10 protein-coding genes are annotated in these 13,998 nt (G+C 43.8%); 8 read left to right on the forward strand and 2 right to left on the reverse strand.

The genetic code is table 11. The annotated features are described in order from the left end of the window. Positions 1-23: 23 nt before the first annotated feature. A complete protein-coding gene (locus AC0VX7_RS06690) occupies positions 24-584 on the reverse strand; it encodes a DUF2777 domain-containing protein (protein ID WP_475427190.1) in 561 nt (186 codons plus the stop codon). A gap of 191 nt (positions 585-775) precedes the next feature. Between AC0VX7_RS06690 and asnB the strand changes: the two genes are divergently transcribed. The 8 genes from asnB (at position 776) to AC0VX7_RS06730 (ending at position 12,264) form a co-directional block, all read left to right on the forward strand. Continuing rightward, positions 776-2,623, forward strand: a complete 1,848-nt coding sequence (asnB, locus tag AC0VX7_RS06695) for an asparagine synthase (glutamine-hydrolyzing) (protein WP_475427191.1) — start codon at positions 776-778, stop codon at positions 2,621-2,623. A 321-nt stretch (positions 2,624-2,944) separates the two neighbouring features. Beyond that, positions 2,945-4,024: an NAD(P)H-dependent flavin oxidoreductase gene (locus tag AC0VX7_RS06700; RefSeq protein WP_475427192.1), complete on the forward strand. Its 1,080-nt coding sequence runs from the start codon at positions 2,945-2,947 to the stop codon at positions 4,022-4,024. A gap of 149 nt (positions 4,025-4,173) precedes the next feature. Then, positions 4,174-5,796, forward strand: coding sequence for an ATP-binding protein (locus AC0VX7_RS06705; RefSeq protein WP_475427193.1), 1,623 nt, complete (start codon positions 4,174-4,176; stop codon positions 5,794-5,796). Continuing rightward, on the forward strand, positions 5,774-6,433 hold the full coding sequence (locus tag AC0VX7_RS06710) for a response regulator (RefSeq protein ID WP_475427194.1): 660 nt from the start codon (positions 5,774-5,776) through the stop codon (positions 6,431-6,433). The genes AC0VX7_RS06705 and AC0VX7_RS06710 overlap by 23 nt, the downstream gene beginning before the upstream one ends. 357 nt (positions 6,434-6,790) lie before the next feature. Continuing rightward, positions 6,791-7,849: a DctP family TRAP transporter solute-binding subunit gene (locus AC0VX7_RS06715; protein WP_475427195.1), complete on the forward strand. Its 1,059-nt coding sequence runs from the start codon at positions 6,791-6,793 to the stop codon at positions 7,847-7,849. A gap of 91 nt (positions 7,850-7,940) precedes the next feature. Further along, entirely contained in the window at positions 7,941-8,981 is a 1,041-nt protein-coding gene (locus tag AC0VX7_RS06720; protein ID WP_475427196.1) for a TAXI family TRAP transporter solute-binding subunit, read from the forward strand. A 58-nt stretch (positions 8,982-9,039) separates the two neighbouring features. Beyond that, positions 9,040-11,010 (forward strand): TRAP transporter permease, encoded by a 1,971-nt coding sequence (locus AC0VX7_RS06725; RefSeq protein WP_475427197.1) that lies wholly within the window; start codon positions 9,040-9,042, stop codon positions 11,008-11,010. Positions 11,011-11,205: 195 nt separating this feature from the next. Then, on the forward strand, positions 11,206-12,264 hold the full coding sequence (locus AC0VX7_RS06730; protein WP_475427198.1) for a tartrate dehydrogenase: 1,059 nt from the start codon (positions 11,206-11,208) through the stop codon (positions 12,262-12,264). A 351-nt stretch (positions 12,265-12,615) separates the two neighbouring features. Here AC0VX7_RS06730 and AC0VX7_RS06735 read toward each other — a convergent pair whose 3' ends face one another. Then, entirely contained in the window at positions 12,616-13,977 is a 1,362-nt protein-coding gene (locus tag AC0VX7_RS06735) for an MATE family efflux transporter (protein ID WP_475427199.1), read from the reverse strand. Positions 13,978-13,998 lie beyond the last annotated feature (21 nt).

Consider the following 13,998-nt stretch of genomic DNA (forward strand, 5'->3'; position numbering starts at 1 on the left):
ATGAGTGCAGGCTCTTTTTGTCGTTAGGAAATTCTTTCGATTACAGTCCGTTTCCCATTGTTCAAGGTCAATTCGAACCTGTCATTTTGTATTTCAAAGTAATCAAAGTGATGTTGTACACTGCAGATGAATTCTTCATTATCAAGAATTAAAAAATTGACTCCTGAAACCCCTTTTTCATGATCAAGGAAGGTCAGGTGGTTATAACAATAAATGCAATCATAAATCGAAAAGTTGAGCGAATTCAATGTATTGATAAATTGGACAAAAGCTTCATCATTCAGCTCATCAAGCAGACGCTCGAATGAATAGATCAATTGTTTCCTGATTTTGATCATTTCCTGGTCCTGTAAAGTGATTTTTTCACTGCCGGTTTGGATGGAGCCGTTATCCAGCAAAAAACCTTTGCACCATTTATTGTTGCGCTGCACTTCAACCTCTTGATGGATGAATTCATCGACAAGTGCGGCCTCTTCTGTTTCTTCATCAAAGAAAACCCATTGTGAATTAATATATTCTACTGTCCCGGCGTTGAATGCACGGGGCTGGAATTCAATTAGATTGCTTCGGTGTTGTCGATTCATTTGGATCCTCCGTTAATTATCGCTCACCTTCTTTGTAGACAGATTTTGGCGAATTTATAACATGATTTAAAAGATAGGCAATTAACCAGTTGGGATGATTGTGCATAAGATGAGTAATGCTTAAGCAATTGTCTAGTTCTGAGAGTGCTTATTGACATTAAAAAGTTCCGCTGAAAGGAATGATCAAAAAGATGTGTGGAATAACTGGCTGGGTAGACTATCGTAAAAATTTGGATCATGAACGGGAGACCATGGCAAAAATGGCGGAAACTTTGAGTAAAAGAGGTCCCGACGATACCAATGTATGGGCTTCAGGGCATGCTGCGCTGGGTCATAAAAGGCTGGTCGTTGTCGATCCTGAGGGCGGCAAACAGCCAATGACCAGAACACAAGGAGATAACCGTTATACCATTTGTTATAACGGAGAACTTTATAATACGGAAGACCTCAGAAAAGCACTGCTATTAAAAGGATATTCTTTTAACGGTCATTCTGATACAGAGGTTTTGCTTACTTCTTTCATGGAATGGAAGGAAAACTGCCTGGATCATTTAAACGGGATCTTTGCATTTGCTGTTTGGGATCACCAGCAAGAACAATTGTTCATTGGCCGCGACAGACTTGGTGTGAAGCCACTGTTTTTTCTTGAAACAGCATCTGGTCTTATGTTTGCTTCTGAACAAAAGGCGCTGCTGGCACATCCGGAAGTGAAGGCTGAGGTAGACAGGGAAGGACTTTGTGAGGTGTTTGGGCTTGGACCATCCCGTTCTCCAGGGGCAGGTATCTTTAAAAACATGAAGGAGCTCCGACCTGGCCATGGGATGACTTTTTCAAAAAATGGGCTGAAAATCTGGAGATATTGGAACGTTAAAAGCGAGAAACACACTGATACTCTTGATGAGACAACTGAAAAAGTGAGGGAATTGTTCACCGATGCTGTCACAAGACAGCTAGTTTCAGATGTGCCGCTATGCACATTCCTCTCAGGCGGACTGGATTCAAGCGCAATCACCGCTATTGCTGCGAATCATTATAAGGCAGAGGGTAAGGGCAGCCTGCATACTTACTCGATCGATTACGAAGGCAATGAAAAGTATTTCAAGGAAAATGAATTCCAGCCAAATGCTGATGCCTTCTGGATCAATAAAATGACGGAAACATTTGGTACCGTTCATCATAACAGCATCATATCCCAGCAGGATCTGGCTGGTTATTTAACAGAAGCTGTCCATGTCCGGGACCTGCCAGGAATGGCAGACATCGATTCATCACTTCTCTGGTTCTGCCGGGAAATCAAACAGGATTTCACCGTAGGACTTTCAGGTGAATGTGCTGATGAGATCTTTGGAGGCTATCCATGGTTTCACAGAGAGGAAGACCTGAATAGACCAGGGTTTCCATGGATGCGGTCGATTAATGAGCGGCAAAACATGCTAAGGGATCACTGGCGGAAAAAATTGAGCCTTGAAGATTATATGATGGAAAAATTCAACGATACGATCGCAGAGGTGCCGATACTGGATGGGGAAAATCGAGTAGAGGCTAAGCGGAGACAATTATTTTATCTGAATATCATCTGGTTCATGACAACACTTCTAGACCGGAAGGACCGGATGAGCATGGGTGCCAGCCTTGAAGTGAGGGTTCCGTTTGCCGACCACAGGCTTGTGGAATATGTCTGGAACATCCCTTGGAAAATGAAAATGCACGGCAACAGGGAAAAAGGAATCTTGCGCAAAGCATTGGAGGGCACATTGCCTGATGAAGTTTTGTACCGGAAAAAGAGTCCATATCCGAAGACTCACCATCCGGCCTATACCCAGGCAGTCCAGGGAATGCTTTCAGCATTCATGGCTGATTCGAACAGTGCGCTGCATGAATTCTTTGACAGGGCTACACTGCAAAAAATGATTGAGTCCGAGGGCGCATCCTTCAAAGTCCCATGGTTCGGCCAGCTGATGACAGGTCCGCAGCTTTTGGCTCAGTTAGCACAGATTCATATCTGGTTCAGAGATTACAATATTAATATTGCAGACTAAAAAAGCAAGCCCGAAATTTGGGCTTGCTTCAATTTTTAATATTTCTGACCTCTTGCTAATGAGCCCGTCTCCTTTTTGGATATGGGGCTTTTTCCAGATGGTTTGATGATCTATTTTATAAAACGACAAAATTAGCTTTTATGTATCGAAAAATTCTGTAAAATAAACAGTAAGGAGAATTTGAGAAGATAGCTGCATGGGACATGAGCCGGATGATCTTATGAAATCTGTTTATGGAATGATAGTGAAAGCATTTACGGCATTGGAATATATAGATTAAGGCTAGATGGAAGAATAACGAAGAAAAGGAGGGTTCTTAACATGTGGGATAACAGGGTGACGGAGTTATTGAATATTGAATACCCAATCATACAAGCACCAATGGCAGGAGGGGTGACAACCCCGGAACTGGTGGCTGCGGTATCAAACGCAGGAGGCCTTGGTATGGTCGGTGCAGGATATTTGGAACCAGGCCAGTTAAGAAGTCAAATAAGGGTGATCAAAAAGCTGACAGACAGACCATTTGGGGTGAATTTGTTTATTCCGTCCGATTTTCAAATCTCAAAGCTTGATTTTGACTTGGCCTTCAATAGTCTCCAGCCTGTTCGTGATGAGTTAAATATTAAGGAGGAGATCCCAGTATTCCCGGATTCGAAAGAGGAACATGTTACATTCCATCAGGTGCTGGAAGTCATCATTGGAGAAAAAGTTCCTGTCTGCTCTTTTACCTTTGGCATTCCTTCGGAAGAAGTCATCTCAAAGTTAAAAAGGGAGGGGGTTATCCTCGTTGGAACTGCTACAAGTGTAAATGAAGCAGTGCAGAATGAAAGTGCTGGCATGGATATCGTTGTCGGGCAGGGAAGTGAAGCGGGCGGGCATCGCGGGACTTTTTTAGAAGATGGCGGAGATCATCTGATAGGAGTAATGTCACTGATTCCTCAGATAACGGATAGGGTATCAATCCCGGTTATTGCTGCCGGAGGGATCATGAACGGAAAAGGGTTTATAGCCTCGCTCTGTTTAGGGGCAATGGGAGTGCAAATGGGAACAGCTTTCCTGACCTGCAAAGAGAGCGGTGCCCACAAAGTATACAAACAAGCCGTTCTCCGGGCAACTGATTCAGATACTGTCCTGACCCGCGCTTTTTCAGGTAAATGGGCTAGAGGGATCAAAAATCAATTCATCAAAGAAATGGAAGAAAGTCAGGTTCCCATTACTGATTATCCAGTTCAAAATAAACTGACGAGCCAGATAAGAAAAGCAGCAGCCACAGGGAATGACAGCAGGTTCATGTCGCTTTGGTCGGGACAAAGCCCAGGGCTGGCAAAGGACCAAACCGTTAAAGGGTTAATCAAATCTATTGTTTCTGGTGCTGAGGAAATAAGGGCATCACTTGGATAAACAGGTGTCCAGTCCGAGTTATCTTAAATTGTAATGTTCGAAGATTAATAGGTTAGAGCTATCAGTTAAAGTAATGGACAAGGGGTCATCTTAACACCGCCACCGTCCAGGATACCCAGGAATTCAGAACATCTAAAGGATGGCTTTTTATGAGAATGAGTTTAAGGACTAAAATGTTAATGATGTCTTTTTTTGTGGTTTCAAGCTCTATTTTTACCAGCGGATTAATCATGGTTTACAGTATTTCGGATGCTTTTGAGAAGGAGCTGGGTGAGCGGGCGATAGCCATAGCCAGAACAGTTGCACAAATGCCCAGTATCCGAAATAATGTCGGGAAGCCGGGAGGGGAAACTTTTATCCAGCCTTTTGCGGAACGGACAAGGCTGGCTACCAGTGTGGACTATATTGTGATTATAGATATGAACCGCATCCGATACTCACATCCATCAGAAAGCCTAATTGGCAAGGAGTTTGTCGGAGGGGATGAGAAGGCATCATTATCAGAACATGAATATGTGTCAAAAGCGAAAGGAACATTGGGCAATTCGGTCAGGGCTTTTGTTCCGATTATGGATGAGGAAGGAGTTGTCCAGGTCGGGGTTGCCGTTGTCGGGATTCTTACTCCAACATTCCATTCTCTTGTAGCCCAATATCAGAATGATATCTTCCTATCTCTCATATGGGGTTTGATGATTGGGCTTTTCGGTTCTTTGTTCCTGGCAAATAATATTAAGAAACAAACATTTAATCTGGAACCCTATGAAATTGCCAGACTCGCCGAGGAACGGTCTGCAGTCATGCAGGCAATGGATATGGGAATCATCGCTGCGGATGAAAAAGGGAAAATCACTTTTATGAACCGGCTGGCTAAAGAATACATGTATAATGACTCGGAAAAAGAAATAACCAGGGACAATGGCCTAACAGAGATTCTTCCTAATTTAAATGATAGTATATCAAAAGCCCTCCATAATACTGAGTCCCTGCAAATTGTAAATCGGAGCATGAATATATTTAATAAAATTTACCTAGTATCTCTCTATCCGATTTACGTTAAGGGGCGGCCGGCTGGCTCATTTATTACAATGGTTGACAAGACTGAAGCAAACCGTCTGGCTGAAGAGCTTACAGGGGTGAAAACGCTGGTGGATGCCTTAAGGGCGCAGAATCACGAATATATGAATAAGCTGCATAGCATTGCTGGGTTAATTCAATTGGAAAGGACCGAAGAAGCCCTCAATATTATAATTGATGAAACAACTGATGAAGAGGATATGATCCAATTTCTGAAAGATTCGATCTCGGATTATTCGATTTCGGGCTTGCTTTTAGGAAAAAGAGCAAGGGCCAGGGAGCTTGGAATCCAGTTTCATTTTGACAGGAAAAGTTATCTGCATCACCTTTTGGATGGTTTCAGTCCTGGCGATATAATCACAGTCCTGGGAAATTTGATTGAAAATGCCTTTGAGGCATATTCGCCTCAAGACAAGAATAAAATCGTCGAATGCTTTCTGCAGGGAGATGAAAATCATTTGATGATTATGGTACGGGACAAAGGGAGAGGAATCAGGGCTGAAGACTGGAACAATATTTTTACATATGGTTTCAGCACTAAGGCAAAGGAAGGCAGAGGGATTGGTCTCGCGCTTGTCAAGCAGATTGTCGAGGCTCAGGGTGGAACGGTTGAAATCGTATCCGAAATCAACTATGGGACAGAAATAAGCATTGAAGTGGAAAGAAGGGGAGAGAATGATAAGAGTTTTTATAGTTGAAGACGATCCAATGGTTCTTGATGTGAATATTGGATTCCTAAAAAGGCTTCCCTTATTCCAGTTATGCGGATCAGCTGCCTTGGGAGCAGAAGCAGTCAAAGAGATTCAAGGGCTAAAGCCGGATTTGGTGTTACTCGATATGTTTTTGCCGGATTTATCCGGCATGGAGGTAATGAAATCGATACGAGAACGGGATATCCCTACGGATGTTATCATGATCACAGCAGCCAGGGATGCCCAGACCATCCATGATCTTTTTCGATTAGGTGCGGTTGATTATTTGGTGAAGCCCTTCCGTTTTGACCGATTCAAATCGGCGCTCGAGGCATACGAGAAAATGTGGAACAAATTAAATGCTGCACCCAGCTTGAAGCAGGAAGACATCGACGAATTCAAACAAATGCAGGGACAGGCAGAATACCTGCCAAAAGGCCTGAGTGAAAAAACACTGAAGCAAATTTTATTAGCATTGATGGACCAAAAAGACCCCGTTACGGCTGAAAGCCTTGCATCCGTATTAGGGATGGCAAGGGTAACGGTAAGAAGATATCTGGAGTATCTCGTACAATCTAAGAAAATCAGGGTGCATATCCAATATGGGAGTGTCGGACGGCCAAGTCATTATTATTTCATGTAATAAGGCTGTTTTCGAAAAGATTGTTGTTAAAATCCTAAAGCCGATTTTAACGTCATATACGGCCATTTAGCAGGTCGGTATTAAGTTTGCATGCTCTTTTCTCACAAAAGAGTCAACTTTACGAGGTCATTAAATCCTATTTTGTAGTCAATTAGCAACGTAGTTTGAGAAAAGAGCCTTTAATAAAATTCAATCTTTCATATTTTAAGACCAAAAAGACCAAAAAGACCATTATGGTCTTTTTCTTGTTGGTATAATGGAAGCGCTTTATAATTTGAATTATCAAAATATAGACAAAAAGTTTTCATTAAAATGTCAATGTTTTGCCAAGATTGTAGGAAGGGGCAAGTTGAGCCAGTGATTCATTACCTTTTCCGGACAAAGCCAAGAATGATTTTATTGATGGTATTTCCACTGCTTTTATTATCTTTATCTTCATGCCAGACGCAGAAGCTGGCGGAAGATCACGAGCAGCTTAGCAGGGAAGAGAGAATTGTCATCCGGTTTTCACACATCGTCGGTGAAAAAACTCCAAAAGGAATGGCTGCCAGGAAGTTTGCCAGCCTGGTCAAAGAGAAATCAAACGGGTCTGTCGAGGTCCAGGTATTCCCGAATGGATATCTTTATAAGGATGGAGAGGAAATCGATGCGCTGCTAAGAGGTGATATCCAGATGATTGCTCCTGCAACAGCCAAAATCAGTTCCTCTGTGCCTGAATGGCAAGCTCTTGACTTGCCTTTTGCATTTCAGGACACCGATGAGGTCCAAGAGTATCTTGACGGGAATGTTGGGGACAAATTATTGAAGGGGATCGAGAGGGAAGGTTTTTATCCATTGGGCATGTGGGAAAATGGATTCAAGCAAATGACCAATATTTCAAAGCCGCTCATCCAGCCTGAAGATTTCCGCGGATTAAGGTTCCGGATTATGCCAAGTGAGATAATCAGGCAGCAATTTCTGGAACTGAAAGCAGAAATACAATCCAATTCTTTCAATGAGGTATATCAATTACTGGAGAAAAACGAGATCGATGGCCAGGAAAATACATACTCCAACATTGTCAGCAAAGGGATCCATTCCCAGCAGAAGCATATGACAGTCAGCAATCATGGTTATCTCGGGTATGTCGTATTGTTGAAAAAAGAATTCTGGGACCAATTGCCTGAAGATGTGCAGCAAATCCTCCAGGAATCTATTAAGGAGGTTACTGTCTGGGAAAAGAAGATGGCCAGGAAGTTGAATGATGAGAGTTTACAAGAGTTGAAGAACTGTGGATGTGTTGAAATCCACTATTTAACTGAAGAAGAAAAAGAATTATGGGTAGAAGCTCTCAAGCCGATTTACCAAAGATTCGCCAATCGGTTTGGAGCAGAATTTATAAACCAGCTTCCGAGGAACAAAGGGGCAGAAGACTAACACCAGGCTCTGTTATGGGATAGGTTAATGTTGATTTGCCAGCAAAATGCCTTGAGAGCCATATAGTTAAAAAAATTAAGGGGGAAATACAATGAAGTTCAATTGGAAAAAGAAAGCAATCGCTGCAGTTGCTGGATTGTCACTGGTTTTGACAACGGCCTGCGGTAATGGGGGAGGCAGCGAGACGAGCGGTGAAGCAGCTGAAATCAAATATCAGGATTATCCAAAGACCGTTAAAATTGGAACTGCTTCACAGGGAGGCACTTATTTCATTGTTGGTGGAGGTTTAGCCTCATTATTAGAACAAAAGCTGGATATTACAGCTAATGTTGAAGTGACAGGAGGACCTGTCCATAATATGCAATTAACACAGGCAGGCGACCAGGATATCGGAATGGTAACACTCGGTCCGGCTTATGAAGGATTTACAGGAACCGGAGAATGGACTGGCGGAAACAAGATGGACGATGTCCGGATTATTTTCCCGATGTATACTACACCGATTCATTGGTGGGCGTTGGAAGAATCAGGGGTTAAGAAAATTGAAGATATTAAAGGTCAACGTGTTGGTGTTGGACCGGCTGGAGGAACTTCCGGTACCTACGTTCCTTTAATTCATGAAGTTTTGGGATTGGATACTGATAATGTCCAGGCTGGAGCAAGTGACATGGCTTCTCAGCAGATGGATGGCCAGCTTGACATCATCGGATATGCAGCAGGTATTCCTATTTCTGCCGTATCTGAAATCGAAGTTCAAAGGAAAATCAATTTCTTTGGGATCGAAGGGGAAATGAGGGACAAGGTTATTGAAAAGTTCCCGTACTTCTTCCCGTTCACGATTCCTGCCGACACATACACGACCCTTGATAAAGACATCGAAACGATTGCCATGTTCAACTTTGGAATCGTGCGAAAGGATGCCAATCAGGACTTTGTTTATGACCTGGTGAAAGCTTATCATGAAAATCATGACATGTTAGTAAAAACCCATGTATCAATGGAGGAAGCAGTAGAAGAAGCAATCACGGTCAATAAAGATGTCCCGCTGCATCCAGGGGCAATTAAATATTACGAAGAAAAAGGCATTGAATTGCCGGAGTCAGTCTATCCGCCAGAGATGAATAAAAAGTAGAATACCTGCCTATCCCCCTTGATGGGGGATAGGTATATTTAAGAAGGCAGGTGTAAAAATGAGCAAGGAAAAAACAGAGCAGTCCGAATTGATTAATAAGCCCGTCCTTGAGATGCTTCAAGAAGCTGAAGAGGAGGAACAGGTCGAAAGTGCCAGCGAGGCACGAAGGTTCACTGGCTGGACTAAGATCCTGTTCACCACGATTGCTGTAATCGGAGCGCTGTTCCATTTATATATTTTAAACTTTAACCCGATTGATCCATGGTTATTCAGAAGCGCCCATTTACTGTTTGGAGCGGTTCTTGGCTTCATGCTCTTCCCGGGGTGGAAAAAAGCGAATGGACGGATTCATTTTGTCGATTGGATTCTTATCCTGGCAAGCGTCGGCATCTTTATCTATATATATATGAATTTAAAACAATTGCTTTTCCGATTTGGTGTCCTGCCGACAACAATGGACTTTATCGTGGCGTTGGCAGGAATATTGCTGGTTCTTGAACTTACAAGGAGGACAAGTGGGTGGACGCTCCCGATTCTGGCAGGCATATTCATTCTTTATGCCTTCGTCGGTCCGTACCTTCCAAGCATTCTTAACCATAGCGGCTACAGTATTGAACGCTTTACTACCTATATTTATGGTCTTGACGGTATATTCGGAGTCACGCTCGATGTTTCATCCAAATATATTTTGCTTTTTATTATTTTTGGGGCGTTTTTACAGATGTCAGGTGTAGGGCGCTACTTTATTGATTTTTCTTTTACGCTTGCAGGAGGAATGCGGGGAGGCCCGGCTAAAGTAGCTGTCATCTCCAGCGGATTGATGGGAATGATGAATGGTACATCAGCAGGAAATGCGGTTGCAACCGGTTCGTTGACGATTCCTTTGATGAAGCGAGTAGGCTATAATGGTCGATTTGCTGCAGCAACAGAGGCAACTGCTTCGGCCGGGGGCCAGATCATGATCCCAATCATGGGAGCTGGGGCTTTCCTGATGGCCGAAATTACCGGAATCCGCTATAGCGAAATTGTTATTGCTGCGACCATTCCGGCGATATTATACTTTCTGTCTGTATATTTCATGGTCGATTTTGAAGCAATCAAAAAGGGCATGAAGGGAATATCAAGAAAAGATTTGCCAAGTCTGAAAAGTATTTTAAAAAAGGCCTACTTGTTTGTGCCAATCATCCTGTTAATCGGAATGCTGCTGAATGGATATTCTGTCATCATGTCGGGAACCTACAGCATTCTGGCGTGTCTCGCTATCAGCTGGGTTGGCAAGGAAACGAGAATGGGGCTAAAGAAGGTTCTGGAAGCTTTAGAACTTGGGATGAAAAACACAATTCAACTATTAGCAGTTTGTGCCACCGCCGGCATTATCGTCGGGGTAATAGCCTTGACAGGTGTTGGCCTTAGATTCAGCTCCATGCTCTTTTCAGTGGCAGGAAACAGTGAATTCCTCGCTCTCTTGTTCGCTATGTTCATTGCAATTTTCCTTGGAATGGGTATGCCGACAACAGCAGCCTATGCCGTGGGTGCTTCCGTTGTTGCACCTGGATTGGTTAACCTGGGAATTGAACCGCTGTTTGCGCATATGTTCGTCTTCTACTATGCTGTCATGTCAGCCATCACACCGCCAGTCGCTCTAGCAGCCTATGCAGCAGCTGGAATTGCAGGCACTGACCCGATGAAAACGGGAGTGGAAGCATTCAGACTGGGAATTGCAGCCTTCATCGTGCCTTTCATGTTTATCTACAGCCCGCAATTATTGATGGTAGGAAGCTTTATGGAGATTTCCATTGCTGTGACCACAGCAGCCATCGGTATTTACCTGCTGTCAGCCAGTGTCCAGGGCTGGTTCGCGGGACGGCGCGCCACTTGGGTCACGAGGATTTTGCTGATCATTGCTTCACTTCTTTCAATTCATTCTGGTTTAAAGACAGATTTAATCGCGCTTGTGATCATTGCGTCTGCGGTAGCTGTCCAGCTGATCATCGTGAAAAAAGAGGCAGATAAAACACTTGCAGTCTAAGTCCAAGTGTTATAGCAAATTGGGAAAGGAGGGATCAAGGAGTCCAGATGACCGATGGAATCCTTGATCCTTTTTTCTTCCTATTCATATTTCCAGCAGATAGCGAGGATTCGGAAGCGAAAACTGCTGCACTGCTCTTTAGCATCAATGTTAAAAATAACAGTTACATATTAATAATAGCAGGGAGAGATATAAGTGAATCAATTAGATATTTCCGTAATACCAGGGGATGGAATCGGCAAGGAAATCGTTCCTGCGACACTGCAAGTTTTAGACACACTCGCCGACCTTCATGGCGGTGTGAAGTTCCGTTACCAATCACATCCGTGGAGCTGTGAGTATTATCTTGAACATGGCCAGATGATGCCCGAAGACGGAATTGAGCAGCTTAAGCAAACAAATGCTATTTATCTTGGGGCAGTCGGTAATCCCCAGCTTGTTCCAGACCATATTTCTTTATGGGGCCTGCTGATCAAAATCCGACGTGAATGCGAGCAGGTGATCAATATCAGGCCAGCGAAATATATTGAGGGAATCAAGTCCCCGCTTGCAGAACCAAATCATTTTGACTTTATTGTCGTCCGTGAAAATAGCGAAGGAGAATACAGTGAATCAGGAGGGAGAATCCATAGCGGTCAAGATGAAATCGCGATCCAAAATGCGATTTTTACCCGTAAAGCGACGGAAAGGACCATACGCCATGCCTTTGAGCTAGCGCAGGGCAGGAGGGGCAGAGTCACGAGTGCAACCAAATCAAATGGAATTGTCCACAGCATGCCATTCTGGGATGGGGTATTCAATGAAATCAGCAGTGAGTTCCCGGGGATTGAAACAGAGAGCAATCATATTGATGCTCTATGTGCATTTTTAGTATCGAAGGCTCACCATTTTGATGTAATAGTAGCCAGCAACCTTTTTGGCGATATCCTGACTGATCTTGGAGCAGCAATCATGGGAAGCATTGGTATCGCACCTGCGGCGAATATCAACCTGACTGGACAATATCCTTCCATGTTTGAGCCTGTGCACGGCTCAGCTCCAGATATTGTAGGCCGTGGAATAGCCAACCCGATCGGACAGCTCTGGACCGCAAAAATGATGCTCGATCACCTTGGCCTGAAAGAGCTCGGGTCGGTATTGCTGCATGCAATTGAAGAGTCAATCGCTGAAGGAGTAAAAACGCAAGATATCGGCGGTTCTTCAAATACTCAGGAAGTCATCACCCATATTAATTCAAAGGTTCTATCCTATTAAAAGGCTACCCCAGTTCATCAACCAAGTTGGAAAATAAAAAACTCCCGGCTGGAATTCAACATTCCGGCCGGGAGTTTTTAACTGCACCCATGTCAGTGAAAATAATAGTACCCTTATGCAGCAGTATCGCTCCCAATAAGGGTACATTTAAGTGCTAATAGTACCTTTATGCGTGCGAATCGCCATCTATAAGGGTGCATTAAAGAGTTAATAGCACCCTTATGTGTGTGAACCGCTATCTATAAGGGTACATTTAGGAGCTAATAGTACCCTTATGCCGCGAAATCGTCTCCTATAAGGGGACATTTAAGAGCTAATAGAACTCTTATGCGGCAGTTTAATCTCCATAACCTAATCAGTCTGTGCTGGCTGGACTTCCGGCACAAATGATTTTTTGACCCACACTCTGGATTTCCAGCGCCACAGCATAAGCAGTCCGCGCAGCCATTCGTCGGCGATGAAGGCAATCCATATTCCAACCAGCCCCATACCTAGATGTATTCCCAGGAAATAAGACAAGGTTACACTGACTCCCCACATCGACAGGATTCCCATATAAACAGGGAACTTCACATCTCCGGCCGCCCGGAGTGAACTAATCAGTACCAGGTTGAAAGATCTGCCGGGCTCAAGGATGATTGTAAGCAAAATCAATGTGGTGCCGAGTTCGATGATGCTCATATTATCCGTGAAGATTCCGAGCAGGTCTTTAGTAAAGAAGGAGACAAGCGCAGCAGTAGCGATCGAAATGATAATCGCCAGCTTCAAGCTTTTTAGTGCCCGTTTATAAGCATTTTCGATTTCCTTTGCACCGACCATATGGCCAATCAAAATCTGTGTCCCCTGACTGATGGCGATACTGAATAGGAAGATGAACATCATGACGTTTTGTGTATAAACTTTTGCCGTCAATGCCTGGGTTCCAAGGGTAGCGATAAAATACGTGATCACCATCTGCGACCCATTGTAGCTCAAATGCTCACCGGCTGAAGGAATGCCGATATTAAGCAGGTTTTTCAAATGTTTTTTTGGAAAACTAAAAAGCATCGATACTGGCACTGAGCCAGGGACTCGCTTTGTCATGACATAAATGGCAGCCAACAATCCGAGAATCCGGCTGACAGTGGTGGAAATCGCCACACCTTCTACACCCAGGACAGGAAAGCCGAATGGCCCGAAGATGAACAAATAGTTGCCGATGACATTCAACACATTCATCCCGATCGTGACATACATGATATCACGGGTAAAGCCATAGCTGCGGATAATGCTGCTGACTGTCATGATCAGAGATTGGATGAATGAAAAGCCACCGACAATCCGCAGATAGGAATTGGCTTCTTCAAACAGCTCAGGCGGCAGGTCCATTAATCCTAGCAATTGCTCGCTAAAAATGAAAACAGCCGCACTCAGAATCAATCCGAATACTAGATTTGCGCCAATTGAGACCGCAGAAACTTCACGGGCATCGTCATCCATTTTCGCGCCCAGATTCTGGGCAACCAGGATGGCAGTTCCTGTTGCAATGAAGCCGAACATAACGATGACCATGGAAAGAATCTGGTTGGATACCCCGACTGAAGCCACGGAATTATCCGAATACTGGGAAAGCATCAGCGTATCCGCATTTCCCATCAGCATATAAAGCAGAATTTCAATAAAAAGAGGCCACGTAATGGCAAAAAGTGAAAGTTTAGCAGTTTTATTCTTCATGTTTTACATCTCCAAGTTGTA

This window comes from Mesobacillus sp. QJM3NY_10 (genome assembly GCF_056173465.1).

Excerpts from the sequence above, each read along its gene's own strand:
- AC0VX7_RS06690 (WP_475427190.1), bottom strand. The coding sequence starts at position 584 with ATGAATCGACAACACCGAAGCAATCTAATTGAATTCCAGCCCCGTGCA.
- asnB (WP_475427191.1), top strand. The coding sequence starts at position 776 with ATGTGTGGAATAACTGGCTGGGTAGACTATCGTAAAAATTTGGATCAT.
- AC0VX7_RS06700 (WP_475427192.1), top strand. The coding sequence starts at position 2,945 with ATGTGGGATAACAGGGTGACGGAGTTATTGAATATTGAATACCCAATC.
- AC0VX7_RS06705 (WP_475427193.1), top strand. The coding sequence starts at position 4,174 with ATGAGAATGAGTTTAAGGACTAAAATGTTAATGATGTCTTTTTTTGTG.
- AC0VX7_RS06710 (WP_475427194.1), top strand. The coding sequence starts at position 5,774 with ATGATAAGAGTTTTTATAGTTGAAGACGATCCAATGGTTCTTGATGTG.
- AC0VX7_RS06720 (WP_475427196.1), top strand. The coding sequence starts at position 7,941 with ATGAAGTTCAATTGGAAAAAGAAAGCAATCGCTGCAGTTGCTGGATTG.
- AC0VX7_RS06725 (WP_475427197.1), top strand. The coding sequence starts at position 9,040 with ATGAGCAAGGAAAAAACAGAGCAGTCCGAATTGATTAATAAGCCCGTC.
- AC0VX7_RS06735 (WP_475427199.1), bottom strand. The coding sequence starts at position 13,977 with ATGAAGAATAAAACTGCTAAACTTTCACTTTTTGCCATTACGTGGCCT.